This is a genomic window from Flavobacterium sp. K5-23 (genome assembly GCF_023278045.1).
Classification (GTDB): Bacteria; Bacteroidota; Bacteroidia; order Flavobacteriales; family Flavobacteriaceae; genus Flavobacterium.
The window spans coordinates 3230034-3256347 of sequence record NZ_CP056783.1 but is presented as its reverse complement, the minus strand read 5'-3'; the positions used below and the strand labels follow the sequence as shown (position 1 = coordinate 3256347).

The window sequence follows — 26314 nt, the reverse complement described above, 5'->3', positions numbered from 1 at the left end:
GGCAAACATAATCAAGGACAAAGAGATAGTTTTCTATTATGCTTTAATGGTATTAGGCGTAGGTTTTTTTGTATTTGGTTTAACCAAAAGAATACAGAAGCAATAACAACTGTTAATACAAAGCATTGATTTTTTGCCAAAGAATATTGTCAAAGTCGGATAAGGCTAAATTGACATTATCTGCGGCATCTCCCATTCTAATCACTACCATTTTCTTACTCGGTACGATATAGATTTTTTGATCGTTTTTTCCCAAAGCCATATACATATCATTTGGAGCCGTTGGGATTATGCTACCGGAGAACTGCAACTGTGATTGCGGTAAATGGTAACTTGCTTTCCCATTCAACCACCAAAGATAACCGTATGCTAGATTGATGTTTTGTGATGTATTTGCGGAAGCATTAGAATAGTTTTCATTCAAAACAACGGTGTTTTTCCATTTTCCTTTATTAGACATTAACAGTCCGAAACGTGCCATACTTCTTGTTGTGCTCGCGTAAACAGAATTGTTACCAGATTGAAACCAAGTACCGTCCATTCCTATTTTATCTCTCAATTTAGTGTTGAAATAAGTGTTCCAAGTTTGATTAGTAGCTTTGGCAACTACATCTTGTAATTTTACGTAAACATTATGATACGCCCATCGGGTTCCAGCATCCGCTTTATAGGTAAGACTTGCTGGATCTACTGCGTCACCGTTGTTTATGTCTTCCAGCCCAGAAGTCATAGCGAGTAAATGTTTATTTGTTATTAAATTTTCTTTGGCTAAAGGTAAACTAGTCCATCCAGCACCAATGTAATCAGAAACCTTATTGTTGGTGTTTAAATATCCTTCTTGTTCTGCAATTCCTGTGAGTGTCGCGGTAAGTGTTTTTCCGGCACTTGCCCAATACCAATTAGTTGTAGCTGAATGACCGTTGAAATAGTTTTCCATTACAATTCGTCCATTGACAAGGACAATAAAGGATTTGGAATTCTTGAGCGCTAAGTAATCCAAAAGAGGTTGTACAGCATCTTGTTTCCAGCCTAAACTGGCAATTGTTTTTGTTTCCCAAGTTGTTCCGCTAATTGGAGGGAAATAAACTGTTTCAGTGGTTGTAGTTGATGGTTCATTTTTTTCAGTGCTACAACTAGCACATAAAAATAGAATTAGCAGACTATAGATATATTTTGACATCGTTTGTCGTTTAGTTTTCATTGGATTAAAATTAGATAAAATAGTTTAATGTGTTTCACTTTTTTTGTTTGGTTTGAATTATTTAAAGTTAACTTTGTATTTCTGAAAAATTGAATTCATTTCCTAAATCCCTAGCCCTGATGGAAGCGGCATCCCTCGTTTTTTTTGCGAGGATAAAGCGGACAGCAGGAAAAAGCTCCAGATTGCTTCAATCTTCGCAATGACAAATAAAAAATAATAATAAATTATATGAAAAACGCATTTAGAATACTATTGCTTTCTTTTTTGTTTGTTGCTTGTCAGCAAAAAATCCAGTCTTCAGATATCTCCAAAATCAATGGGTATTGGGAAATTGAAAAAGTGGTTTTTGATGAAGGAGACGATAAGGAGTTTGGTATGAATGAAAGTTTTGATTATTTTAAAATTGCAAATAATAAGGGTATTCGAAAAAAAGTAATGCCACAGTTAGACGGGACTTTTATAGTAGATAGTACTTATCAAGACGTGACAATACGATTTGGCAACGAGAAAGTATTTCTGGATTATGCAACGGCTTATGCAAAATGGAGTGACGAATTGATTGCAATTACCGATAAAGAATTGGTCTTGAAAAACGATCAAAAAAAGGAATATCATTATAAAAAAACAGGACCAATAAATCTGATACCAAATGGCAAAAAGGCTGAATAATCAAAGTACAATAGGGGATGTTTTAAAGCAAATTATCCAAGTGAATAAACTGGAGCCGGGAATGAACCAGATTGATGTAAAAGACGCCTGGAAAAACCTTATGGGGAACGGGGTGAATAGTTATACTCAAAATGTAGTCTTAAAAGGGAGTACTTTATATGTTGAGTTAACGTCAGCTGTGTTAAGAGAAGAGTTAAGTCACGGAAAGTCTAAAATAATAAAAATGATCAACGAAGAATTGCGCAGAGAAGTTGTAACTGCTGTGGTGTTGAGATAGATTTTAGTGGTCAGTAATCAGTGTTCAGTATTCAGTGGCCAGTGATCGTATTCAGTAAACATAATATTAAAATAATCTATAGTTTTTTACTATAAAAAAAAATCCATTCGCCGCGACGAATGGATTTTTTTTATAAAGTTGTAAACTGTTTGTAAGTGTAATTTTTAACTGAACACTAAAAACGGATCACTTACTAGAACTGCTCTCTTCCTGCAAAATGGAACGCACCTTCGATTCCAGCGTTTTCATCACTGTCAGAACCGTGAACTGCATTTTCTCCAATTGAAGTAGCGTATGCTTTACGGATAGTTCCTTCAGCAGCATCAGCAGGGTTAGTAGCTCCAATAAGAGTTCTAAAGTCTTCAACAGCGTTATCTTTTTCTAAAATAGCAGCAACGATTGGTCCTCTTGACATAAATTCAACTAATTCTCCGTAGAAAGGTCTTGCAGCGTGAACAGCATAAAATGCTTGTGCATCAGCAACAGTAAGTTGAGTTAATTTCAAAGAAACGATTTTGAAACCTGCATTAGTAATCATTGCAAGTATGTTTCCGATGTGTCCGTTAGCGACTGCATCAGGCTTAATCATTGTAAATGTTCTATTAGTAGCCATTTTGTGTTTTTTTAAATTTTTTGCAAAAATAGGCTTTTTTGTTTAATTATTTTGCATTATTGTAAATTGAATAAAATTATAATGTGATGACTTCAAATGTTTGTTCTAATGGCTGAAGCCTTTTTGTTATTTCATCAATCAAATTTTCTCCGTTTTCCAAATAAAATTCAGAAAAATTTACTTGGCGTTCTTGTAAGCTTTTGTTGGGGAACAATTCATTTTGTAAATCGGTTATGCGTTCTAATTGGTCAGCAAACTTTCTTTTTTGGGCTTTAAGTAAACGTTTTTCTAAATTTTCGAGTCCCTTAATTTGTTTAGCTTCTTGCGCTTTTACTGCACCCGAAAAGGATTGATCCGTTTTATTTGCAATAGAATATAAATAATGGAATTGGTTTTTTAGAAAATCTTTTTGTATGCTCAAATCTATTGGGAGTTCAGAGTAATCGTTGGTTTTTTTATTGACCAAGTTGGCTTGTTTCGAAAATAAGTCAGCCCAAGTCATATCTAATTTATCTATTTTCTTTACTTGTTTTTCGCTTGCCAAAAGCACGGAGTTACGGACTAACAACATTGGGAAAGTGACTTTCACATTGTCGAAAAACGACTTTAATTCTAACCAATAAGCGATTTCCCCACCGCCGCCTATGTAGCATAAATTAGGTAAAATCACTTCCTGATACAACGGACGCATAATAACGTTTGGACTAAACTTTTCTGGATTGTTGTTTAGTAATTCAAGAATTTCACTTTCTGAAAACTCTTTTTTGGTATGGTTTACTTTGTATTTTCCGTTTTCGAAGAGGATGCGTTCGCGTAAATTATCTTCGATATAGAATAAGTTAATTTCTCTTGGGTTAACTTGAATGTTATAGTCTTTTAATTTTTCAGTGGTTTCCATTACCGCTTTATGAGAAGTTTGGTGCACCAATTCTTCTTTGATATACGGAATAAAATTGCGTTTCAAATCTGTGTGGTCAGCATCAATAATTACTAATCCTTGTTGACCAAAAAGAGAATTGGCTAAATGGCGGGTCGCTTGGGCTAAATTATCGTGTTCTAAATAAGCCTCCTGAAACATCTTTTTCAAAGTTTCTGCATTAGTGCTGGAACCTAATTCCTGGGAATAAATTTCAAATAATTCCACTAAACCTTCAGTGGATAATCGTCCCACGGGTCCTGAGCTTATTTTATTCCATCTGATTTTTTTTCCTTTGAAATTGAAATAGTTGATTTCTTCAAAATCATGGTCTTCTGTTGCCATCCAATATATGGGAACAAAATTATAGGCTGGATACTTCGCTTTTAATTCCTTGGTAAGATTTATGGTCGAAATAATTTTATACAAAAAATACAAGGGACCACTGAATAAATTCAGCTGATGTCCTGTTGTCACGGTAAAGGTATTGGCCACTTTCAAGGCTTCGATATTTTGCTTGGTTAAATGAGAAGTTTCAACGGCAGCGTATTGTTGCTGTAAAACGGATACTAAAGCAATTCTATTGGTATTGTTGAAATTAGTTTGTTTCTCAAGGATTTGGGCTTCAAAATTCTCAAGATTTGGAAACCGATTATATAAGGATTGTAAGTTTGATTTTTCGTCTAAATAATCATTCATCAATGGGGAGAAATATCCGGAGTTTTGATAGCTGATAAAGTCAGTAGGCATAATATTGTGTTTTATGTAAATGTAATAAATTCAATTTAATTTTGGATGTATCATTATATACTTTGATATTTGAATTACTTTTGAATTGACCAATTGTAATCAGTACTATTTATAACTTATAATATATGAAGTATATAGCAAGTTTCGCATTTTTAATATTTTCTACGCTTTCTTTTTCTCAAAATAATAATAAGATAACGGGTGAAGGCTTTATGAAATCATTGCTGCAAGACAAGAACTATCAAGAAGCCTATTCTTACTTTGATGAATCAATAAAAGATAAAATTTCTGAAAAATTATTAGAAGACACTGTAATACAATTAGCAAATCAATTAGGGGAATTTAAAAGTATTATAGAAGTCAATATTGAGAAAAATACAGTTTATTATTATTCCGATTTTGAAAAAATGAAATTAGATGTAAAAATTACATTTAATGACACTAATAAAATAATAGGCTTTTTCTTTGCACCCCATAAAGAGTTTAAAAAGGAAAATTCATTAGGAAAGGACCTTGATATAAAAAGTGGATCGATAGATTTAAAAGGCACTATTCTTATTCCCGTAAATAATAATTTAAAAAAACTAGTGCTTTTTGTACACGGTTCGGGCCCACAAGATAGGGATGAGACTACATTTGAAAACAAACCATTTAAAGATATTGCCGAGGGTTTATTTCTAAAAGGAATAGCATCGTATCGTTTTGACAAAAGAACACTTACTAATCCGGAAAGCTTTAATGACAAAAGTACTATTGATGATGAAGTTACTATTGATGTACTTAATCTTATAAATTATTTTAAAAAGAATGACCAATTTAAAGAATACGAAATTATTGTATTGGGTCATAGTTTAGGGGCTCATTTGATGCCTAGAATTGCAAATCAATCCAATGAAATTTCTAAAATAATACTTCTTGCAGGAAATGCCAGGTCATTAGAAGTACTTGTTGGAGAACAATACGATTATCTGTATAAAATTGATCCCTCTCCAGAATTACTGGAAGCTTTAAAAAAAGTTAAAGAGCAAATTGCAGTTCTTAAGTCAAAAGAATTTAATGTAAATACGTCTAAGGACAAACTCCCTTTTAACCTTTCAGGTTACTACTGGAAATCCCTTTTAGATTACAATCCTTTAAAAGAAATCAGAAAAGTAAAAATACCAATTTTGCTTCTTCAAGGGGAAAGGGATTATCAGGTCACTATGAAAGATTTTGAATTATGGAAAAAAGCTTTGAAAAACAATAAAAATGCGACTCTTATAAGTTACCCAAAACTGAATCATTTATTTATGAGTGGAGAGAACATTTCAGAACCTAAAGAATATATGTTAAAAGGAAAAGTTGACGCAACAGTTATTGATGCAATTATCAATTTTTTAAAATAATTAAATATCTCTATGAAAGATAATTCGAATAAAGATAATTCATTAAAACACGTCCTTTTTGGCAGTTTAATAGGGACAACAATTGAGTTTTTTGATTTTTATATTTATGCCAATGCTGCGGTTTTGGTTTTTCCTCAACTGTTTTTTCCTTCTACTGATAGTACTAATTCGGTTTTAATGTCTTTAGCTACGTTTTCAATAGCTTTTCTTTCCAGACCTCTTGGTTCGGCGGTTTTTGGTCATTATGGAGATAAGATTGGTCGCAAGACTACTTTGGTAGTTGCTTTATTGACAATGGGTATTTCCACGGTGAGTATAGGTTTTTTACCTAGTTATGCCAGCATTGGAATTGCAGCTCCTTTATTATTAATGCTGTGTCGCTTTGGTCAGGGTGTTGGTTTAGGTGGCGAATGGGGTGGAGCCGTATTATTGGCTATCGAAAATGCTCCGCCTAATAAACGTGCTTGGTACGGAATGTTTCCGCAATTAGGAGCGCCAATAGGATTGTTGCTTTCAGGAGGGACTTTCTTGATTTTAACGGATACTATGACTGCTGATGCTTTTCTGGATTATGGATGGAGAATTCCATTTATAGCGAGTTCGTTATTAGTGGTAGTAGGTTTTTATATCCGATTAAAAATTACAGAAACTCCCGCTTTCGAAAATTCTAAGAAAGAGGAAGAAGAAGTGAAAGTTCCTTTTTTTACTTTAATAAAATTTTATAAAAATCAGTTGATCTTTGGCACATTTGCTTCTATTACAACTTTCTTGGTTTTTTATCTTATGACTGTGTTCACGCTTAGCTGGGCTACATCAGATTTAGGCTACTCCAAAAGAGATTTTCTATTAATGCAGCTGTTCTCGGTTTTGTTTTTTGCACTTTTTGTTCCCGTATCGGCACTAATGGCGGATCGTATTGGACGTAGAAAAATTCTTATGTATGCAACTGTAGCTATTGCTGTTTTTGGTTTTGTATTTTCTTTTTTCTTAAATTCAGGGAGCCCTGTCCTAGTGACTTTATTTCTATGTGTAGGAATGGCATTAATGGGATTTACTTACGGCCCTTTAGGAACTTTCTTGTCTGAATTGTTTCCCACGACTGTACGTTATACAGGTACTTCCTTGGCATTTAATATGGCAGGAATTATCGGAGCCGCCTTTGCACCTATGATTGCGATTTGGCTGGCAACACATTATAGTTTGACCTATGTTGGTTTCTATTTAAGCGGCGCAGCCTGTATCTCTTTATTTTCGTTGCTGATGATAAGTAAAAAGGAACATAAATTTTGATTTGTTTTCTAAAGAAGAAATGTTGCTAATATGGTTTTTGATATCTAATTGAAGTTTTGTAGAGATTACTAAAATTATCCCTTATTTTTGCACAAAACTTATTTCCTTTGAAAACCAAATTATTCCTTATCACGCCTCCTTTTACCCAATTGAATACGCCGTATCCTGCAACCGCTTATATCAAAGGGTTCTTGAATACTAAAAACATCGAGTCCGTTCAGGCGGATTTAGGGATAGAAGTGATTTTGAAATTGTTTTCGAAAGAAGGATTAGAGCAATTGTTCGCTTTTGCAAAAGTCAATACCCAACACCCAACATCCAACACCCAAAGAATTTTTGCTCTTCAAGAGGAATACATAAAAACGATTGATGCCGTAATTTCATTTCTTCAGGGTAAAAACCCAACATTGGCGCTTCAAATATGCCAGGAAGATTATCTGCCGGAAGCTTCTCGCTTTGCACAATTGGAAGAACTGGATTGGGCTTTTGGAACGATGGGAACCCAGGACAAGGCGAAACATTTGGCGACTTTATACCTAGAAGATATCTCTGATTTTATTGTGGAATGTGTGGATGCTAACTTTGGCTTCAGCCGCTATGCGGAACGCCTAGGAAGATCAGCGAATTCTTTTGATGAATTGTATGCCGCTTTGCAGCAGGAACCAACATATATTGATACCGTTTTACTTTCGACTCTAAAAGAAAGAATTGAAACAGTAAAACCTACTTTGTTTTTAATTTCTGTTCCCTTCCCAGGGAATTTATATAGTGCTTTTCGATCAGCACAATGGGTTAAACAACATCATCCCGAAATAAAGATTTCTATGGGTGGCGGTTTTCCAAATACGGAATTACGATCGCTATCGGATGCTCGCGTTTTTGAGTTTTTCGATTATATCACTTTGGATGATGGCGAAGTTCCTGTTGAAGAATTAATTTCGAACATTGAAAACCCAGATTACAACTCTTATAAAAGAACCTTCCTTCTTGAAGATAGGAAAGTGGTTTATAAAAATAATTCAGCCAAAAGTGATTACAAACAATCCCAAGTAGGTACGCCTGATTACTCGGATTTATTATTGGATAAATATATTTCGGTTATCGAAATTGTAAATCCTATGCACCGTATGTGGTCTGATGGGCGCTGGAATAAACTCACTATGGCGCATGGGTGCTATTGGGGAAAATGTACTTTTTGTGATATTTCATTAGATTACATCAAAGTTTACGAACCCGTAGCGGCCAGTTTACTCTGTGATCGAATGGAGGAAATGATGGAGCAAACAGGACAAAATGGTTTTCATTATGTAGATGAAGCTGCGCCACCTGCCTTAATGCGCGCTTTGGCTCTTGAAATTCTAAGAAGAAAGTTGTCGGTTACTTGGTGGACCAACATTCGATTCGAAAAAAGCTTTTCAGGTGATTTATGTTTGTTACTCAAAGCTTCTGGTTGTATTGCCGTTTCAGGCGGACTGGAAGTTGCTTCTGATCGATTATTAAAATTAATTGATAAAGGAGTAACAGTGGAACAAGTGGCCAAAGTTACCCGAAATTTTACCGAAGCAGGAATTATGGTTCACGCTTATTTAATGTACGGCTATCCTACGCAAACCATTCAGGAAACGGTGGACAGTCTCGAAATGGTGCGTCAATTGTTTGAAGCTGGAGTTTTGCAATCCGGATTTTGGCATCAGTTTGCAATGACTGCACATAGTCCTGTGGGGATGTATCCGGAGAAATTTGGTGTAACAAAAGAAACGGAAGCTATTGGAGCTTTTGCTAATAACGATATTAATTATACGGATGCTACAGGAATTGATCACGATAAGTTCAGTTTTGGACTGAAGAAATCGTTGTTTAATTTCATGCACGGTATCTGTTTTGATTACACCTTGCAAGAGTGGTTTGATTTCAAAATCCCAAAGTCTAAAATTGAAGAAGATTTTATTTATAATGCTTTGCAGGAGGAAACCGACTTTAATATAAAACCAAATGCCAAGATTGTTTGGTTAGGAGGGAAGGCATCTGTAGAAAAGTTTACCAAATCTAAGAAAGGGAATTCTTGGGAAATGATGAGTCTTACTTTTCACGATAAAAAAGAAAGTTTTACCATTCAAACTAATGCTGCTGAAGGGGAGTGGCTGGTGGATATACTCCAGAAAATTTCCGTATCGAATTCTAAAATCCATACTTTTCAGGAAATAAAAACTGATTTCGAAACGAATCTAGAAGATTTTGAATTGTTTTGGTATTCAAAACCTGTGAATACCTTGAGGGAATTTGGGTTGTTAGTGTTGTAGCCACATTTTTTAATCACCTATAGTATTTTAGCATAAATCATTTCTTTTTCTATTACGAAAACGTTTTCTTTTACTTATTTTTACGACCATTAAAAAATGACAAATGAGTAATACCTATAAAGTAAACGTAAATGACTCCTTTCAATTTGATTTTGATAAGGAACAAGTTTCACAACTCGATGCGGTTAGTATAGAAGCAAACAAGTTTCATATATTACACCAAAACACTCCTTTTAAGGCGGAGATTATAGCTGCCAATTTCAATCAAAAAAGTTATACTGTCCTAGTAAATAACAATAGGTATACTGTTGCTATTTCTGACGATCTTGATGTTCTCATTAAAAAAATGGGGTTTGAAGTTGGAGCTACTAAACAAGTCAATGCCATTAAAGCACCTATGCCGGGATTGATACTTGAAATTAGTGTAACCGTAGGTCAGGAAGTGAAAGAGAACGATAGTTTATTGATACTTGAAGCCATGAAAATGGAGAATAGTTTCCTTTCACCACGTGATGGAGTTATAAAATCGATTTCTGTAACTAAAGGAGATGCCGTTGATAAAGGGCAATTATTAATTGAATTTGAGTAAACCATGAAAAAATTATTAGTAGCCAATAGAGGAGAAATTGCCATTAGAGTAATGAAAACTGCCCAAAAGATGGGTATAAAAACAGTTGCTGTTTATTCTACAATAGATAGAAACGCACCTCACGTAAAATTTGCCGATGAAGCGGTTTGGATTGGAGAATCTCCCTCAAACCAGTCTTATTTATTAGGCGATAAAATTATAGAAGTTGCAAAGTCACTTGGAGTGGATGCGATTCATCCAGGATATGGTTTCTTGAGTGAAAATGCTGAATTTGCTGAAAAAGCAGAAAAAAACAATATTATTTTTATCGGACCCAAATCGAAAGCCATTCATATAATGGGTAATAAGTTGGCCGCAAAAGAAGCTGTGAAAGTCTACAATATTCCAATGGTTCCTGGTCTTGACGAGGCAATTACAGATATTGAAAAAGCCAAGGAAGTTGCTAGTAAAATAGGTTTTCCTATTCTGATAAAAGCTGCCGCTGGAGGTGGTGGAAAAGGAATGCGAGTTGTTGAGAATGCGGAGGAATTTGAATCCCAAATGAACAGAGCCATTAGTGAAGCGCTAAATGCTTTTGGTGACGGTTCCGTTTTTATCGAAAAATACGTTGCCTCACCTCGCCATATTGAAATCCAAGTTATGGCTGACAGTCATGGTAATATTTTATATTTATTCGAAAGGGAATGTAGTATTCAGCGACGCCATCAAAAAGTGGTAGAAGAAGCACCTTCTTCTGTGTTAACTCCTGAATTGCGTAAGCAAATGGGAGAAGCGGCCGTTTTAGTAGCCAAATCTTGTGATTATTTAGGAGCAGGAACAGTTGAGTTTTTATTGGATGAAAACAATAATTTCTACTTCCTTGAAATGAATACGCGTTTACAAGTAGAACATCCGGTAACTGAATTGATTACGGGAACTGATTTAGTTGAAATGCAAATAAAAGTTGCTCGAGGAGAAGCTTTAACAATAAAACAAGAAGACTTAGAAATAAAAGGCCATGCACTAGAATTACGTGTCTATGCTGAAGACCCAATGAATGATTTTCTACCAAGTGTAGGTCGTTTAGATGTTTACCAATTGCCGGTTGGTGAAGGGATACGTGTGGATAATGGATTTGAGCAAGGTATGGATATTCCTATTTATTATGATCCAATGTTAGCTAAGTTGATTACCTATGGTAAAACCAGAGAAGAAGCCATTCAGTTGATGATAAAAGCTATTGCAAATTATCATGTTGAAGGAGTAAGCACAACATTGCCTTTTGGTACTTTTGTTTGTGAACATGAGGCTTTCCGTTCTGGAAATTTTGACACGCACTTTGTAAAGAAGTATTATGATGCTGAAGTGATGAAAGTCCAGATGAATAAAGAAGCAGAAATTGCTGCGCTTGTCGCCTTGAAGCAATATTTTGAAGATCAAAAAATAGTTAGACTACCTAATTAATTTTTTCACCATTTAGGAATTTAGAAATTAAGATTAGCAATGCTAAATCAAACTTAATTTATAAAGGGTTTAAAAAATAAAATTTGTGAATTAGCGGTAAAAAAGAACAGTATGAAAGACAAAATAAAAATATTAAACGATAAAATAGCCGAAGCGCATTTAGGTGGAGGTAAAAAACGTATTGCAAAACAACACGAAAAGAAAAAATTAACAGCAAGAGAGCGTGTAAATTATTTAATGGACGAAGGTTCTTTTGAAGAAATTGGAATGTTGGTTACCCACCGTACTACTGATTTTGGTATGGAAAATGAAATCTATAACGGTGACGGTGTTATTACTGGTTATGGAACTGTAAACGGAAGATTAGTGTATGTATTTGCACAAGATTTCACGGTTTTTGGTGGTGCTTTGTCTGAAACACATGCAGAGAAAATCTGTAAAATTATGGATATGGCTGTTAAAATGGGAGCGCCTATGATTGGGTTAAATGATTCTGGAGGAGCACGTATTCAAGAAGGAGTTCGTTCTCTGGGTGGTTATGCTGATATTTTCTTTAGAAATGTTCAAGCCTCAGGAGTTATTCCACAAATCTCAGCGATTATGGGTCCCTGTGCTGGTGGAGCGGTTTATTCTCCTGCTATGACTGATTTTACTATGATGGTAGAAGATACGAGTTATATGTTTGTAACTGGGCCAAGTGTAGTTAAAACGGTAACCAATGAAACTGTGACTTCAGAGGAATTAGGAGGAGCGAGTACGCATTCAACTAAATCAGGAGTAGCACATATCACTTCTAGTAATGATATAGAATGTTTAGAAGACTTGAAACGTTTGTTGAGTTATTTGCCGCAAAGCAATAAAGAAGTTACGAAGAAATTACCTTATGAGTTAAATGATGAGGTACGTGATAAACTAGCAACCATTATTCCGGATAACCCAAACAAACCTTACGATATGCATGAGGTAATTGGGGGAATTATTGATGAAGATTCATTCTATGAAATTCACAAGAATTTTGCCGAAAATATCCTTGTTGGTTTTGCTCGATTAGGAGGCAGAAGTATTGGAATTGTTGCTAATCAACCGCTATATTTAGCGGGAGTTTTGGATGTAAACAGTTCGATAAAAGCAGCTCGGTTTACTCGTTTTTGTGATGCATTTAATATTCCTTTATTAGTATTAGTTGATGTGCCAGGGTTCCTACCGGGAACGGATCAAGAATGGAATGGAATTATCATTCACGGAGCTAAATTACTATATGCATTGAGTGAAGCAACTGTACCTAGAGTAACCGTTATTACACGTAAAGCTTATGGTGGTGCTTATGATGTGATGAATTCAAAACACATAGGTGCCGATATGAATTTTGCTTGGCCAACAGCTGAAATTGCAGTAATGGGAGCAAAAGGAGCCTCTGAAATCATATTTAAAAAAGAAATTAGCGAAGCAGCTGATCCTGCAGCCAAACTGTTAGAAAAAGAAACTGAATACGCTAACTTGTTTGCTAATCCTTACACTGCAGCTCAAAGAGGTTTTGTGGATGAGGTAATCCTACCGCAAGACACAAGACGAAAACTAATAAAAGCGTTTAGTATGCTCGAAAATAAAGTGAGTGTTACACCAAACAGAAAACACGGGAATATACCGTTGTAAATATTTAATATTAAAACAGAAAACCATTCGCCGCGGCGAATGGTTTTTTTTTGTTTTTTATTCTTTTTTAAGTTAAACCATTAATAAGCTATATTCTTAGTGCTTAGTTAATATATAACGTTCCTTTTTGTCACGTTGTAAAAGAAATTTTCAGATTGTATTTAAAGTGTTTAATAATTTCAAATTCAAAAATGATATTAAACTAGTTGAGCACTCTCCTTTACTTCTTCCTTTATTAGTAAGTTACTTATATGTTCTAAATCTGATTTACTTAAGTTGTATTGTTCATTGTGCAGTAAATGATTCTGGTAGGTTAACATTTTTCTGTATTTGTTTATACATAAAGAGTTATGTGAATTTAAAAGTACACCTCTGTATTCTTCCCATAAATTAAGTTTCTCTACCATGAATCGCATGTAATGATAGTGAGGATCATTATTAGCGTCAAAACCTTCAAAAGCGATTGTGTTTTCGTTAATGTTTTCTTTATCAACATCAGATAATGTCTCCATCGTTGTAGCTATACGTCGATACATATTTAATATTTGTTCGGTTTCGTCACAAATTGTAAAAGGGATCTCTTCAATTGTGATGTCAAATAACTCAAAATACCTACCTGTGTAGCCTTTTTCTAAGATCTCTATTTTTGCCTCATTTCTTTTTTCAGTCGGGTCTATTTTAGAAAGAATCTTAAACTGATTAGCTAGAAGTTGTCTCTCAATGAGTGAAATGTTTTTCGGAATCATAGTTTGTTGTTTTATAGAGGTTTGGTGTATTCAATGCAAATTAAAACTACTCCTTTTTCTTTTCCTTACGGTTTCCCGTAAAGAGGTTAAAAAAATACAAAAAACTTTAAAGTTTACTATTTGTATAAGAATTACTTATTGGCTCAGTTTTTCTTAAATGCTCAGCTATTACTTATTCAATCACGTGTCAAATTCTTACAAAATATTATTTTAGTTGCTAGGTTTTTATTACTTGTGTCTTGGCTTGTTTTAAAATAAGAATGTTTTATTAAAATAGATGGTTTTAGTTTTTTTTACAGTCTGTTATTTTGTTTGTTTAGTATTTTTGATATATTGATAAATGTTAATATCGAATAGTTTTATGAGGGGGTGATTAAAATAAATAATGTTTAAATGGTCAAATTGTGTAAATATTTTAATATTATTTGAATGTAAATTTAAAAACAATGGGGTCTTGGGTAATAATGCGTTATTGATAAATTAAAAAACAGCCTTTGAAATATCAAATATTGTTTTTAAATGTAGCGGATATTGCAAATCAATAATTCTTTTCAGAAACTGTTAATTAGTCTAATTTTTATTGCTTTACTAAGGATAATGTTAATAATTTCGCATTGTCGTTTCGTTTTAATTCTTACAAAATGAGAAGCTGTCATTTTGTTTTTTGAACTAATCAGGTTTAGAGTTTTTATGAATTTCTAAGAAGAGGACAAAATATAATACTAAATAAAACTTATTGAAATTTAAACTACTACACATGAAAAAAGCAATACTGATTTTTACAATAATGTTTTCGGCATCAATGATTTTTGCTCAGGAAACAAAAATAGAATCTAAAACAATTTTTGAAGGTTCGGCGGATATTTACTATAAATATGATTTTTCTAAAGCTGATAACAGTTTTACAAGTTTTACTAATTCACATAATTCATTCGAATTAGGTATGGCTTCTATTGTGGCTTCACATAAACAGGGCAAAGCAGAAGTATTTGTTGATTTGGGTTTTGGAACAAGGGCAGCACAATTTACTTATAATGATGATCCCGCTACTTTTTTAATTAAACAATTGTATGTTACATACGCGCTTTCTAGTAATATATCTGTTATTGCAGGGAGTTTTGGAACTCATATTGGCTATGAGTTAGCGGATGCAGTTGACAATAAAAATTACAGTATGTCTTATGCTTTTTCTTACGGACCCTTTTTTAATACTGGTGTAAAAGCCCAGTATACTAAAGGTAAATTCAGTATTATGGCCGGTGTTGCTAATCCTACTGATTTTAAAACTGCTATTAAAGCAGGTTCAACTCAAAAAACATTTATTGGTCAATTAGCTTATGTAGGAGATGCTACATCTGCTTTTTTTAATGTTACCTCAGGTAGTAGCAACCCTTCTTCAGATGAGAATAAAACTCAATTTGACTTTGTGGGAACTAAAAAACTGAATAACAAAATCTCTTTGGCATTTAATGGAACGTATGCTTTGACTACTAATGATTCTAATAGTTTAAATGATGGAGAATGGTATTCTATGGTTGGTTATGCAAACTACTCTCTTAATGATGTAGTGAGTCTTGCATATAGAATAGAATATTTTAATGCTCTAAAAGCTACTTCGGCTTTAGGTAGTCTCACTGGAACATCAGTTCTGGGAAATACTTTGTCCCTGAATTATAAAGTAGGGAACTTAACAATTATACCTGAGTTTAGAGTAGATAAAGCTTCTGAAGAGGTGTTCTCTAATAACCATTCAGTAGCCAAAGGAATCACTGGTTTTGCACTATTAGCGACTACTTATAGTTTTTAATTTTTTTTTTTTTTTTTCTGTCAGGATACTGAAAAGTCTCTTGGCATTTTTTTTGTGTCACCTAAAACTTATTATTGGATATAAATCAAAAAAAAAAACAGTTCAATGAATCATCAAAGAACTGTTTTTTATAAATCTACTACTGTTTTTTGTAGATATTGTAGATGGTGTTTATTGTTTTTTCATCTAATACTGAATCTACTTCGGTTTGGATAAAATGCAATTTAAACGCTTTGATTGCAGCTTGTAGGTTTTTGGTGTCGTAACCTATTATTCTTAAAGCTAAATCTGAGCTGAAATAGGGAGGAGCTTGTTCTAGCGTATCATCTTGCCATAAACCAAATCCATTTTCGGCTAAAGTTCTCCATGGGAATAAAGCACTAGGGTCACTTTTTCGAGTAGGAGCTATGTCTGAATGGCCAATTATATTTTGAGTAGGGATGTTGTAATCTTTTTTCAACTTGCTTAACAGAGCCATAAGACTGGTAATCTGTTTTTCAGAGAAAGGTTCAGTCCCATTATTATCGAGTTCGATTCCTATTGAAGCCGAATTGATGTCAGAGTTTCTTCCCCAAGTTCCACTTCCTGCGTGCCAAGCACGTAAGTAATCGTTTAGCATTTGCACAACATATCCATCATCACCTATAACGTAATGCGCGCTTACCTGAGTTCTTGTAAGAGTAAATGTTTTGATGGTTTGCTGGATGGAATCCTGAGCTGTATGATGTATGATAATAAAATTTGGTTTACGTAAATTGAAATTTACGGTACTGATCCATTCAGGTTGAATTCCATTTTGTAATGGAGTTGAAGACATCTTTGATATGGAATCTTTAAAAGTATACAAATGTTTGGTATAAAGGCTGTCAATAGTAATTGTGGTTTTAGATACAATTGGTAATGGCTCAGGCTCTTTATTTGAAATGGCTTCTTTTAAATTTTTTAATTTTGTATTGTATTCTTTCTCACTTACCTTGTAAGGATTAGTGGAGCAGGAGAATGTTGTTACTGCAATAATCAAGTAGCATAAATGTTTTTTCATATTCTGAGACGCCTTTTATTTTGAAGAAATTAATCTCTTTTTCTTCTTGATTTTTTTGGATTTTTGTTGTCTTCCTTTAAAGCTTTGTATTTTGCTTTTTGATCTTCATTCAAAAAATCATTTACTTTTCGGTCTAAAGTTTCAGAAAGAGCCTGAAATTCCTTCATTTTATTCTCTTGGCTGTCTTCAGATTTAAAAAGAATTCCTTGTTTTTGAATACTTTCTTTATATGCATTACCAATTGCAATTTCTTGAAGAGCATCGAGATTAAGTTCGGGCTTTAGTTTCTCCATTATTTTACTAACGGTAACTTCAACAGGGATTTCTGTGGGTTTATCGTGATTTTGGTTACGATTCATTTGGCTCATGCTTGAATTTCTATTGCCATAACCATTATTACCACCATAACCATTGTTTCCGTATTGAGCGGAAACAGTGGTTGCAGTTAAAGTCATAAATATAAAAACAAATACTGTTTGAATAATTTTCATAGACTATTATTTAATTAAGATAAAAGTTTAATATTTAAACTGGTTCGCCGTATAGGTCAAATTCAGTTGCTTCGATGATTTTAATCATTGCAAACTCTCCAGTTTTTACATAATGCTTTGTAGCATCTATAAGTACTTCATTATCAACATCAGGACTGTCAAATTCAGTACGGCCTACAAAATGACCACCTTCTTTTCTGTCAATGATACATTTGAAAACTTGACCTACTTTTTCTTGGTTTAAATCCCAAGAAATCTGAGATTGTAATTCCATTATTTCGTTAGCACGATCTTGTTTTACAGTATCTGGAACATCATCTTCCAGTAAATAAGCATGTGTGTTTTCTTCATGAGAATAAGCAAAACAACCCATTCTATCAAACTTCATTTCTTGAACAAAATCCTTTAATATATTAAAATCCTCTTGAGTTTCTCCTGGATAACCTACAATTAGTGTCGTACGAATAGCCATTCCTGGAACTGCTGCGCGGAAATCTTTTAATAACTTAGTGGTTTTCTCTTGTGATGTACCACGTCTCATCGATTTCAAAATAGAATCAGATATGTGTTGTAACGGAATATCTATATAGTTACAAATCTTTGGTTCGCGTTTCATGATTTCAAGAACATCCATTGGGAAACCAGTAGGGAAAGCATAATGCAAACGAATCCATTCAATTCCTTCCACTTTTACTAAAGCTTCAAGTAATTCACCTAGATTACGTTTTTTGTATATATCAAGACCATAATAAGTTAAATCCTGTGCAATTAAAATCAATTCTTTTACACCGTCTCTTGCTAATCCTTCAGCCTCTTTAACAAGTTTTTCAATAGTTTGAGAAACGTGTTTCCCTCTCATTAAAGGAATAGCACAAAAACTGCAAGGTCTATCACAACCTTCAGCAATTTTCAGGTAGGCATAGTTCTTAGGAGTTGTAGTTAAACGTTCTCCTAGTAATTCATGCTTATAATCAGCACCTAGAGCCTTCAATAATTGAGGCAGCTCTGTAGTTCCAAAAAATTGATCAACATTAGGTATTTCTTTTTCTAAATCTGGTCTGTAACGTTCAGATAAACATCCGGTAACGAAAACTTTGTCAACTAAACCTCTTTCTTTTTTGTCAGCATATTCCAAAATCATATTTACTGATTCGGCCTTAGCATTATCAATAAATCCACAGGTATTTATAACTATAATATTTCCTTCTTCTGCTTCAGGAGCTTCGTGGGCAACGTCTTTTCCGCTTGCACGGAGCTGACCCATTAAAACTTCACTATCGTATATGTTTTTTGAACACCCAAGAGTGATCACATTGATTTTATTCTTTTTTAACGACTTGGTTCTCATATATTTGTAAATTGGAGTGCAAAATTACGCTTTTTTATTCAAACTGTCCCGATAGCTATCGGGATTGTTTCGATTTAGGTGTTTTTTTATGGAGCTATTCCCGCTGTACGCTTTATCTTTCCTTGCCTAAAGAGGGCAAGGAAAGGATGCCGATTCCATCAGGGCTAAAAAAAATCCGCCTCATATTAATGTAACGGATTTAGATTTGTATTTACTTATTGTATTACAATTCAAACAGTAAAGTCAAAGAGATGTTATTATTTATGGAATTGATTATTGCACCATCTGTAAATCCTTGATTAAAAAAACCTTGTTGCGATTCTCTTTTTGCATAAGCATAGGATAAATCCAGTTTTGTTGATCCAAAGTTATATCCTAAACCTCCTGAATAACCTGTTAAATCACCAACAGTAGTACCGTTTTTATATGGACTTTGTTCAAATCGATACCCTGCTCTTAAGCTCAATTTCTCAATTTTATACTCACCACCTATTCTTAATTCTGATGTGTTGTCAAGAATAGTACTCATACTGTTGTTTAAACCTTTGAAATAGATATCGTTTTCGGGCTTGAATTTAGTGTTGCTGTAATCTTTTATGGCATAATCAAGGCTTATCAAGCCCTTCTTGCCAAAGATATAAGCAAAACTTCCTGTAACTTTACTAGGTGTTTGTAGTTTATAAGGAGCGTAAACATTAATGATTTGTGGGTCTACAACATCGTTTGTGTCGTCTGCGTTTGTTTTGCTGCTCACGGCAACCAGCTTTTGTGAAAACTCATCATTAAGAGTATACCAAGTAGAGGATTCATAAGCTATTCCTAGTCGAACTTCATTTGAGACTTTTGCAATAGCTCCAAGTTGAAATGAAAAACCGGTACCGTAAGTGTATAGATCATTGTCAAAACGAAGTTTAGATACAGTGTATTCAGAAGTTAGTGGTGCACTATTGTCTTCGTAAAAACTGCTAGACTGTCTTAAGTCTGTAAAATGCGAGTTTAAATTCAGTCCTATATATAGTTTGTCTTTATAGGAAGTAGCTCCGTTAAAAGATAGTTTTCCATTGTAACCATTTGAAATGATAGAATTTTCGTGAAAATAATTTCCGCCTCCAGGGATATTGGAAGTGTATTGTGTGTTTGTTGGGCTATTCGATACTGGATTAATAATGTAACCTTGATATCCAATGTATGCCTGTTGGGCTCCATTTGGTAAGTTTGAGTAACTAGAGTTTTCTAATTTGTCTAATGGAACACCATTAGCATAACTCAAAAAATATTTTCCTATAGAGTTTGTTGGATTAATTCCTTCTGAGTAGAAAGAGTTGTCAAAATTATTAGTGTTCTCATAGTTTACTGCAATTGAAAACTTTTTCCAGTCACTAGTTGAGTTTTGGTTTTTAAAAACAAAAACGCCACCTGCTTGATTGAGATCAAGCGAATTGTTTGTTTCGGTTGTTTTTGTGCCAAAATAATTGGAATTGTTTTTAGTGTCGTAATTGCTTATTGTAACTCCAATTTGGTTATTAGAGAATACCGCTGAACCTGCCGGGTTCACATTCAAGGATGATAAATCGCCTCCAAGTGCCCCAAAGGCACCGCTCATAGCTCTAAAACGTGCCGTACCGTTCAGATTGTCCTGCGAATAACGTACAGCGTCTTTGATTTCCTGCCCTTGGACCCCGCTAAAAGCGAAAGCTACTAATAATAGGTATATGTGTTTTTTCATTTTTATAGAAATAAAGTTCTTAAAGTATGTATTGGTATATAAATGTTTTTACATTCCGCCTCTTCTTCCGTTTCCACCTGAAGATCTTCCGCTGCCACCAGAACTGTTTGAATTAGTAGAGTTTGATCTTGAAGGAGAGTAATTATCGTTTCTTGAATTATTTTGGTTGTAATTTCTGGATGGAGTGTTGTTATCTCTTCTGTTTTCGTTTGTGTTGGTTCTGGTTCTTGTAGGTGTATTTTGATACTGAGAATTATTTCTATTACTAAATGTCGGGCTGGTTCTTGACCTGTCGTAAGTAGAGTTTCTTCGGTTGTCAGTATTATACGATCTGTTTGAATCGTAATATCGAGAACTGTAATTTTTGTTCGTGTTTAGATTGTTATTATAGGTTGAACCTCTTCTGCTAGGATTGTGAGAGTAGTTATTACGACTGTTCCCGTAGTTATAATTGTTGTATCCATAATAAGGATAACCCCAGCCATAGTTAAAATTATTGAATCCATAAAAAGGATATCCCCAGCCGTAATTAAAGTTATTGAATCCATAATAAGGATTACCCCATCCGTAATTAAAGTTGTTGAACCCGTAAAAATTGTTATTCCATCCAAAATAAGAATTTCCCCAACCTAAACCAAGACCAAATGATGGGCCCCAATTATTCGAATAAATATTTATGGAAGCTTTGTTGTAATTATTTCCCCAGTCATTGTAATTATTAGAATAGGATTGAGGATCGTTATCATTTACGTTGTCGTAATCGTGATAATTATCTATATCAGTAAATACTTCTGTTTGTTGGTTGTTGTTTTGTAAAGAGCCAAAGTAATCCTTATAGTAGCCATTTGAATTGTTTTGTGGCTCTACATAACTACTTACTTTTTCGTTGCTTCCATATATTCCATCATTGTCATAATAAGAGCTATTCTGGTAAGATCCACACGAACTTACCAAAACACTTAAAAACCCAATTAAGGAATAAAGTGCAACGTTTTTGGAGGTATAATTATTAGTTTTCATATATATAGTTTTTTTTATTGTTGGTCAATACAAAAATAGTTAGTTTTGTGGAACTTTTTAGATAAATAAATAATACAAAATTTGTGCCAAACTATTCAATATGAGTAAGAACCTTACTACAAGATCAGAAGATTATTCAAAATGGTATAACGAACTGGTTGTAAAAGCAGACCTAGCCGAAAACTCTGGAGTTAGAGGCTGTATGGTTATCAAGCCTTATGGTTATGCGATTTGGGAAAAAATGCAAGCGGAATTGGATCGAATGTTTAAAGAAACAGGGCATCAGAATGCCTATTTTCCATTATTTGTTCCTAAAAGCATGTTCGAAGCTGAGGAGAAAAATGCCGAAGGATTTGCAAAAGAATGTGCGATTGTGACTCATTATAGATTAAAGAATGACCCAGATAAGCCAGGAAAGTTAATGGTGGATCCAAATGCCAAGCTAGAGGAAGAATTAATTGTTCGTCCTACGAGTGAAGCTATTATTTGGTCTACATATAAAGGATGGGTGCAATCCTATAGAGATTTACCATTGTTAATTAATCAATGGGCTAATGTTGTTCGTTGGGAAATGAGAACTCGTTTGTTTCTTAGAACTGCTGAATTTTTATGGCAGGAAGGGCATACGGCACACGCAACAAGAAGTGAGGCTATTGAAGAATCGGAGAAAATGATGAACGTTTATGCTGAATTTGCAGAAAACTTTATGGCTATCCCGGTTATCAAAGGATTGAAAACCGAAACGGAAAGATTCGCTGGAGCAGAAGAAACCTATTGTATTGAAGCATTAATGCAGGATGGTAAAGCACTTCAAGCAGGTACATCTCACTTTTTAGGGCAAAATTTCGCAAAAGCCTTTGACGTGAAGTTTGCTAATGCCGAAGGTAAGCAGGAATATGTATGGGGAACTTCATGGGGAGTTTCGACAAGATTAATGGGAGCTTTAGTAATGACGCATTCAGATGACCAAGGATTAGTTCTTCCTCCTAATTTAGCGCCAATACAAGTAGTAATTGTTCCTATTCATAAAACGGATGAACAATTAGCTTCTATTACTGCTGAAGTGAATACTTTGGTTGCTGAGCTGAGAAAATTAGGAGTTTCAGTTAAGTTTGATGACAGAACAACTCAGAAACCAGGTTTTAAATTTGCTGAATGGGAATTGAAAGGGGTTCCGGTTCGTATTGCTGTAGGTCCAAAAGATCTTGAAAATGGTACTTTTGAAGTGGCTAGAAGAGATACTTTGACAAAAGAAATAAAATCTAAAGATGGAATTGCGACTTATATCAAGGGGCTTTTAGAAGAAATTCAAAAAGATTTGTTTGAAAAAGCATTGAATTATAGAAATAATCATATTACAGAAGTAAACAGTTTTGAAGAGTTTAAAGCTGTTTTAAATGATAAAGGTGGTTTTGTATCAGCACATTGGGACGGAACTGCGGCAACTGAAGAGAAGATTAAAGACCTGACTAAAGCAACTATAAGATGTATGCCTTTGGACGGTGTGGAAGAGGCGGGAAGCTGTGTTTTTACTGGGAATCCTTCTGTTAGAAGAGTGCTTTTTGCTAAGGCATATTAAATTTTTTATTTTTTTTCGCTTTAGCTATTGTACGTCTCAAAAATAGTTGTATTTTTGCATCCGCATTAGAGAAGCAAGGCCCGTTCGTCTATCGGTTAGGACGCATGGTTTTCATCCATGTAAGAGCGGTTCGATTCCGCTACGGGCTACAATTTTTAATGCAAAAGTTTTTTCTTAACTTAAAAGAATAATGGCCCGTTCGTCTATCGGTTAGGACGCATGGTTTTCATCCATGTAAGAGCGGTTCGATTCCGCTACGGGCTACATTTTTTTTAGTTTTATAGTTTTTCCTTAACTTAAAAGGATAATGGCCCGTTCGTCTATCGGTTAGGACGCATGGTTTTCATCCATGTAAGAGCGGTTCGATTCCGCTACGGGCTACAGATTAAATCTAATTTATTTTAGATTGATAACCAACTTAGGAGGATAATGGTCCGTTCGTCTAGGGGTTAGGACGCCAAGATTTCGTCTTGGTAACAGGGGTTCGATTCCCTTACGGACTACAAAAAAAGAATAGTAAAAGATAAAACAAGAATAAAATGGCAAATCATAAATCTGCTTTAAAAAGAATTAGAAGTAACGAAAAGAGAAGAGTATTAAACAGATACCAACACAAAACTACTCGTAATGCTATTAAAGCATTAAGAATAGCTACTGATAAAGTGGATGCAACATCTAAATTATCAAATGTTATATCTATGATTGATAAATTAGCTAAAAAGAATATTATCCATAATAATAAAGCTTCTAATTTAAAATCAAAATTGACAAAATTCGTTACTAATTTGTAAGTATTACATTTTTATTTTAAAATATATAAAAAAGACTCCTTTTTAAGGGGTCTTTTTTGTTTTATAATTAATTTAAAAATCGTTCTGGGTCTCGGTTTTGGATGGTACTTGTGAACTGTGTGTATATTTTGTGGAATTAGAATTAATCAATTGTATATAGGTAGGTTTTTAAATATTTTCAGGAGCAATTTCCTGCTATTCGCTACAATCTTATGTGCCGAAACCCGGCACATAAGGATTTTCGCTGCTATCAGGGCTAGGGATTTGGGTTGTCATTAGCTTTAGGGGTATTTAATGAAGTAATTGTCGGCCTGTTATATATAGGTAATATACTTTAGCTAATTTGAAATCCCCATCAATCTTCGCAAACCACTCTCGTAAAGTCTCCCTTTCCTTCGGAGAGGGCCGGGGAGAGGAAAAACTTTTACTTTCAACAACCACGTTTTAAGCAACTTAAAATTAAAGATAAAAAAACGTCAAATAAAAGCGTTTAAAAAGCTTGAATAACTGAAAAAAGGAGGTAGTTTTGCACCCGCAATAGCAAACAAGTTCTTTAACAAATTGAGTAAGCGAAACACGGGAAACCGGGTTTAAAAAGAAAGAAAAAGAGAAACGAAAGTTTCTAAAAAAAAACTTTTCAAAACGCTTGCGAGAATGAAAAGAAGTTGTACTTTTGCACCCGCTTCGAGAAACACCTTAGGTGTTTATTGAGACGAAAAAACAAGAAGAACACGTTCCTAGACATATTGAATTGACAGCCGTTTTTGAGAGAGATTTCAAGAACACAAGAATAAAGAGTAATGAATCGAGAGATTTGAAAAAACCGATAGATCTTCAGTCAAACATAAATAGAATCAAAGCAATTTGATTCGCATAATATACGATGAAGAGTTTGATCCTACCAGGATGAACGCTAGCGGCAGGCTTAACACGCAAGTCGAGGGGTATAGGAGCTTGCTTCCTAGAGACCGGCGCACGGGTGCGTAACGCGTATGCAATCTACCTTTACAGAGGGATAGCCCAGAGAAATTTGGATTAATACCTCATAGTATTACGACCTTAAGATCAGGATGTAATTAAAGTCACAACGGTAAAAGATGAGCGTACGTCCCATTAGTTAGTTGGTAAGGTAACGGCTTACCAAGACTACGATGGGTAGGGGTCCTGAGAGGGAGATCCCCCACACTGGTACTGAGACACGGACCAGACTCCTACGGGAGGCAGCAGTGAGGAATATTGGTCAATGGGCGCAAGCCTGAACCAGCCATGCCGCGTGCAGGATGACGGTCCTATGGATTGTAAACTGCTTTTATACAGGAAGAAACCCTCCGACGTGTCGGAGCTTGACGGTACTGTAAGAATAAGGATCGGCTAACTCCGTGCCAGCAGCCGCGGTAATACGGAGGATCCAAGCGTTATCCGGAATCATTGGGTTTAAAGGGTCCGTAGGCGGTCAGATAAGTCAGTGGTGAAAGCCCATCGCTCAACGGTGGAACGGCCATTGATACTGTCTGACTTGAATTATTAGGAAGTAACTAGAATATGTAGTGTAGCGGTGAAATGCTTAGAGATTACATGGAATACCAATTGCGAAGGCAGGTTACTACTAATTGATTGACGCTGATGGACGAAAGCGTGGGTAGCGAACAGGATTAGATACCCTGGTAGTCCACGCCGTAAACGATGGATACTAGCTGTTGGGAGCAATCTCAGTGGCTAAGCGAAAGTGATAAGTATCCCACCTGGGGAGTACGAACGCAAGTTTGAAACTCAAAGGAATTGACGGGGGCCCGCACAAGCGGTGGAGCATATGTGGTTTAATTCGATGATACGCGAGGAACCTTACCAAGGCTTAAATGTAGTTTGACCGGTTTGGAAACAGATCTTTCGCAAGACAAATTACAAGGTGCTGTACGGTTGTCGTCAGCTCGTGCCGTGAGGTGTCAGGTTAAGTCCTATAACGAGCGCAACCCCTGTTGTTAGTTGCCAGCGAGTCACGCCGGGAACTCTAACGAGACTGCCAGTGCAAACTGTGAGGAAGGTGGGGATGACGTCAAATCATCACGGCCCTTACGCCTTGGGCTACACACGTGCTACAATGGACGGTACAGAGAGCAGCCACTACGCAAGTAGGAGCGAATCTACAAAACCGTTCTCAGTTCGGATCGGAGTCTGCAACTCGACTCCGTGAAGCTGGAATCGCTAGTAATCGGATATCAGCCATGATCCGGTGAATACGTTCCCGGGCCTTGTACACACCGCCCGTCAAGCCATGGAAGCTGGGGGTGCCTGAAGTCGGTGACCGCAAGGAGCTGCCTAGGGTAAAACTGGTAACTAGGGCTAAGTCGTAACAAGGTAGCCGTACCGGAAGGTGCGGCTGGAACACCTCCTTTCTAGAGCCTTAGTGTTAGTTGATTTATCAACACGCTAGGGAAAGAGACGAAAAGAGAAGTCGGAAACAAAGATTAAAATTTATTACTCTTGCTGTTAGTTCAAATAATACAATTTAAGAATAAGAGTGTCTCGTAGCTCAGCTGGTTAGAGTACTACACTGATAATGTAGGGGTCGACAGTTCGAGTCTGTCCGAGACAACTATTTATACTTAAAGAAAAAGAAGAATCTAGAGTTAGCAATTCACAACTCATTTGGATGTAAAGTAAAGTTACTGAAAACTGAA

At 35.1% G+C, this 26314-nt stretch carries 20 protein-coding genes, 5 tRNA genes and 1 rRNA gene; 17 read left to right on the top strand and 9 right to left on the bottom strand.

Going from position 1 to position 26314, the window contains the following annotated elements:
- Positions 1-112 precede the first annotated feature (112 nt).
- Positions 113-1180, bottom strand: coding sequence for a serine hydrolase (locus FLAK523_RS14100; RefSeq protein ID WP_248904642.1), 1068 nt, complete (start codon positions 1178-1180; stop codon positions 113-115).
- Between the two features lie 249 nt (positions 1181-1429).
- Here FLAK523_RS14100 and FLAK523_RS14095 point away from each other — a divergent pair, with 249 nt between their 5' ends.
- Both FLAK523_RS14095 and FLAK523_RS14090 read left to right on the top strand, forming a co-directional pair.
- Complete coding sequence (locus FLAK523_RS14095) at positions 1430-1870, top strand: lipocalin family protein (RefSeq protein ID WP_248904640.1); 441 nt, start codon at positions 1430-1432, stop codon at positions 1868-1870.
- Complete coding sequence (locus FLAK523_RS14090; RefSeq protein WP_248904638.1) at positions 1851-2147, top strand: DUF721 domain-containing protein; 297 nt, start codon at positions 1851-1853, stop codon at positions 2145-2147. The genes FLAK523_RS14095 and FLAK523_RS14090 overlap by 20 nt, the downstream gene beginning before the upstream one ends.
- A 193-nt stretch (positions 2148-2340) precedes the next feature.
- Here the strand turns inward: FLAK523_RS14090 and FLAK523_RS14085 are convergent, their stop codons facing one another.
- Both FLAK523_RS14085 and bshC read right to left on the bottom strand, forming a co-directional pair.
- The gene (locus FLAK523_RS14085; RefSeq protein WP_248904636.1) at positions 2341-2760 is read right to left on the bottom strand and encodes a nucleoside-diphosphate kinase; all 420 of its coding nucleotides are present in this window, start codon (positions 2758-2760) and stop codon (positions 2341-2343) included.
- Positions 2761-2836: 76 nt separating this feature from the next.
- A complete protein-coding gene (bshC, locus tag FLAK523_RS14080) occupies positions 2837-4426 on the bottom strand; it encodes a bacillithiol biosynthesis cysteine-adding enzyme BshC (RefSeq protein WP_248904634.1) in 1590 nt (529 codons plus the stop codon).
- A gap of 125 nt (positions 4427-4551) precedes the next feature.
- Here bshC and FLAK523_RS14075 point away from each other — a divergent pair, with 125 nt between their 5' ends.
- The 6 genes from FLAK523_RS14075 to FLAK523_RS14050 all read left to right on the top strand — a co-directional run bounded on the left by FLAK523_RS14075 (position 4552) and on the right by FLAK523_RS14050 (position 13086).
- Positions 4552-5811, top strand: coding sequence for a DUF3887 domain-containing protein (locus tag FLAK523_RS14075; protein WP_248904631.1), 1260 nt, complete (start codon positions 4552-4554; stop codon positions 5809-5811).
- 12 nt (positions 5812-5823) lie between these two features.
- Positions 5824-7101, top strand: coding sequence for an MFS transporter (locus FLAK523_RS14070; RefSeq protein WP_248904629.1), 1278 nt, complete (start codon positions 5824-5826; stop codon positions 7099-7101).
- 107 nt (positions 7102-7208) lie between these two features.
- Positions 7209-9401 (top strand): radical SAM protein, encoded by a 2193-nt coding sequence (locus FLAK523_RS14065; protein ID WP_248904628.1) that lies wholly within the window; start codon positions 7209-7211, stop codon positions 9399-9401.
- A 103-nt stretch (positions 9402-9504) separates the two neighbouring features.
- Complete coding sequence (locus FLAK523_RS14060) at positions 9505-9990, top strand: acetyl-CoA carboxylase biotin carboxyl carrier protein subunit (RefSeq protein WP_248904625.1); 486 nt, start codon at positions 9505-9507, stop codon at positions 9988-9990.
- Between the two features lie 3 nt (positions 9991-9993).
- On the top strand, positions 9994-11433 hold the full coding sequence (gene accC, locus FLAK523_RS14055; protein WP_248904624.1) for an acetyl-CoA carboxylase biotin carboxylase subunit: 1440 nt from the start codon (positions 9994-9996) through the stop codon (positions 11431-11433).
- 111 nt (positions 11434-11544) lie between these two features.
- The gene (locus FLAK523_RS14050) at positions 11545-13086 is read left to right on the top strand and encodes an acyl-CoA carboxylase subunit beta (RefSeq protein WP_248904622.1); all 1542 of its coding nucleotides are present in this window, start codon (positions 11545-11547) and stop codon (positions 13084-13086) included.
- Between the two features lie 197 nt (positions 13087-13283).
- Here the strand turns inward: FLAK523_RS14050 and FLAK523_RS14045 are convergent, their stop codons facing one another.
- Positions 13284-13832, bottom strand: coding sequence for a YfbU family protein (locus tag FLAK523_RS14045; protein WP_248904620.1), 549 nt, complete (start codon positions 13830-13832; stop codon positions 13284-13286).
- 757 nt (positions 13833-14589) lie between these two features.
- Between FLAK523_RS14045 and FLAK523_RS14040 the strand changes: the two genes are divergently transcribed.
- Entirely contained in the window at positions 14590-15639 is a 1050-nt protein-coding gene (locus FLAK523_RS14040; protein WP_248904618.1) for an outer membrane beta-barrel protein, read from the top strand.
- A gap of 139 nt (positions 15640-15778) precedes the next feature.
- On the opposite strand, the gene FLAK523_RS14035 is transcribed toward FLAK523_RS14040, so the two are convergent.
- From FLAK523_RS14035 to FLAK523_RS14015, 5 genes are all read right to left on the bottom strand, one after another.
- A complete protein-coding gene (locus tag FLAK523_RS14035; protein ID WP_248904608.1) occupies positions 15779-16681 on the bottom strand; it encodes an N-acetylmuramoyl-L-alanine amidase in 903 nt (300 codons plus the stop codon).
- Positions 16682-16710: 29 nt separating this feature from the next.
- Positions 16711-17172, bottom strand: coding sequence for a hypothetical protein (locus FLAK523_RS14030; protein WP_248904607.1), 462 nt, complete (start codon positions 17170-17172; stop codon positions 16711-16713).
- A gap of 34 nt (positions 17173-17206) precedes the next feature.
- Positions 17207-18520: a 30S ribosomal protein S12 methylthiotransferase RimO gene (gene rimO, locus FLAK523_RS14025; RefSeq protein ID WP_248904604.1), complete on the bottom strand. Its 1314-nt coding sequence runs from the start codon at positions 18518-18520 to the stop codon at positions 17207-17209.
- Positions 18521-18743: 223 nt separating this feature from the next.
- Complete coding sequence (locus FLAK523_RS14020; RefSeq protein WP_248904602.1) at positions 18744-20246, bottom strand: OmpP1/FadL family transporter; 1503 nt, start codon at positions 20244-20246, stop codon at positions 18744-18746.
- A 48-nt stretch (positions 20247-20294) separates the two neighbouring features.
- A complete protein-coding gene (locus FLAK523_RS14015; RefSeq protein WP_248904600.1) occupies positions 20295-21266 on the bottom strand; it encodes a hypothetical protein in 972 nt (323 codons plus the stop codon).
- Between the two features lie 100 nt (positions 21267-21366).
- Between FLAK523_RS14015 and proS the strand changes: the two genes are divergently transcribed.
- The 8 genes from proS to FLAK523_RS13975 all read left to right on the top strand — a co-directional run bounded on the left by proS (position 21367) and on the right by FLAK523_RS13975 (position 26229).
- Complete coding sequence (gene proS / locus FLAK523_RS14010; protein WP_248904598.1) at positions 21367-22845, top strand: proline--tRNA ligase; 1479 nt, start codon at positions 21367-21369, stop codon at positions 22843-22845.
- A gap of 77 nt (positions 22846-22922) precedes the next feature.
- A tRNA-Glu gene (locus tag FLAK523_RS14005) sits at positions 22923-22994 on the top strand.
- A 43-nt stretch (positions 22995-23037) separates the two neighbouring features.
- Positions 23038-23109 (top strand) — tRNA-Glu (locus tag FLAK523_RS14000).
- Between the two features lie 45 nt (positions 23110-23154).
- Positions 23155-23226: transfer RNA gene (locus tag FLAK523_RS13995), tRNA-Glu, on the top strand.
- A 50-nt stretch (positions 23227-23276) separates the two neighbouring features.
- A tRNA-Glu gene (locus tag FLAK523_RS13990) sits at positions 23277-23348 on the top strand.
- Between the two features lie 36 nt (positions 23349-23384).
- Positions 23385-23636 carry a 30S ribosomal protein S20 gene (rpsT, locus tag FLAK523_RS13985; RefSeq protein ID WP_248904597.1) on the top strand — a complete coding sequence of 84 codons (252 nt, stop codon included), beginning with the start codon at positions 23385-23387 and terminating at the stop codon, positions 23634-23636.
- Between the two features lie 880 nt (positions 23637-24516).
- Positions 24517-26029: ribosomal RNA gene (locus tag FLAK523_RS13980) — 16S ribosomal RNA — on the top strand.
- Between the two features lie 126 nt (positions 26030-26155).
- Positions 26156-26229 (top strand) — tRNA-Ile (locus FLAK523_RS13975).
- Positions 26230-26314 lie beyond the last annotated feature (85 nt).

Bases quoted from the DNA above. Each gene is read 5' to 3' on its own strand.
- FLAK523_RS14100 (WP_248904642.1), bottom strand. From the start codon at position 1,180: ATGTCAAAATATATCTATAGTCTGCTAATTCTATTTTTATGTGCTAGT.
- FLAK523_RS14095 (WP_248904640.1), top strand. From the start codon at position 1,430: ATGAAAAACGCATTTAGAATACTATTGCTTTCTTTTTTGTTTGTTGCT.
- FLAK523_RS14090 (WP_248904638.1), top strand. From the start codon at position 1,851: ATGGCAAAAAGGCTGAATAATCAAAGTACAATAGGGGATGTTTTAAAG.
- FLAK523_RS14085 (WP_248904636.1), bottom strand. From the start codon at position 2,760: ATGGCTACTAATAGAACATTTACAATGATTAAGCCTGATGCAGTCGCT.
- bshC (WP_248904634.1), bottom strand. From the start codon at position 4,426: ATGCCTACTGACTTTATCAGCTATCAAAACTCCGGATATTTCTCCCCA.
- FLAK523_RS14075 (WP_248904631.1), top strand. From the start codon at position 4,552: ATGAAGTATATAGCAAGTTTCGCATTTTTAATATTTTCTACGCTTTCT.
- FLAK523_RS14070 (WP_248904629.1), top strand. From the start codon at position 5,824: ATGAAAGATAATTCGAATAAAGATAATTCATTAAAACACGTCCTTTTT.
- FLAK523_RS14060 (WP_248904625.1), top strand. From the start codon at position 9,505: ATGAGTAATACCTATAAAGTAAACGTAAATGACTCCTTTCAATTTGAT.
- accC (WP_248904624.1), top strand. From the start codon at position 9,994: ATGAAAAAATTATTAGTAGCCAATAGAGGAGAAATTGCCATTAGAGTA.
- FLAK523_RS14050 (WP_248904622.1), top strand. From the start codon at position 11,545: ATGAAAGACAAAATAAAAATATTAAACGATAAAATAGCCGAAGCGCAT.
- FLAK523_RS14045 (WP_248904620.1), bottom strand. From the start codon at position 13,832: ATGATTCCGAAAAACATTTCACTCATTGAGAGACAACTTCTAGCTAAT.
- FLAK523_RS14040 (WP_248904618.1), top strand. From the start codon at position 14,590: ATGAAAAAAGCAATACTGATTTTTACAATAATGTTTTCGGCATCAATG.
- FLAK523_RS14035 (WP_248904608.1), bottom strand. From the start codon at position 16,681: ATGAAAAAACATTTATGCTACTTGATTATTGCAGTAACAACATTCTCC.
- FLAK523_RS14030 (WP_248904607.1), bottom strand. From the start codon at position 17,172: ATGAAAATTATTCAAACAGTATTTGTTTTTATATTTATGACTTTAACT.
- rimO (WP_248904604.1), bottom strand. From the start codon at position 18,520: ATGAGAACCAAGTCGTTAAAAAAGAATAAAATCAATGTGATCACTCTT.
- FLAK523_RS14020 (WP_248904602.1), bottom strand. From the start codon at position 20,246: ATGAAAAAACACATATACCTATTATTAGTAGCTTTCGCTTTTAGCGGG.
- FLAK523_RS14015 (WP_248904600.1), bottom strand. From the start codon at position 21,266: ATGAAAACTAATAATTATACCTCCAAAAACGTTGCACTTTATTCCTTA.
- proS (WP_248904598.1), top strand. From the start codon at position 21,367: ATGAGTAAGAACCTTACTACAAGATCAGAAGATTATTCAAAATGGTAT.
- rpsT (WP_248904597.1), top strand. From the start codon at position 23,385: ATGGCAAATCATAAATCTGCTTTAAAAAGAATTAGAAGTAACGAAAAG.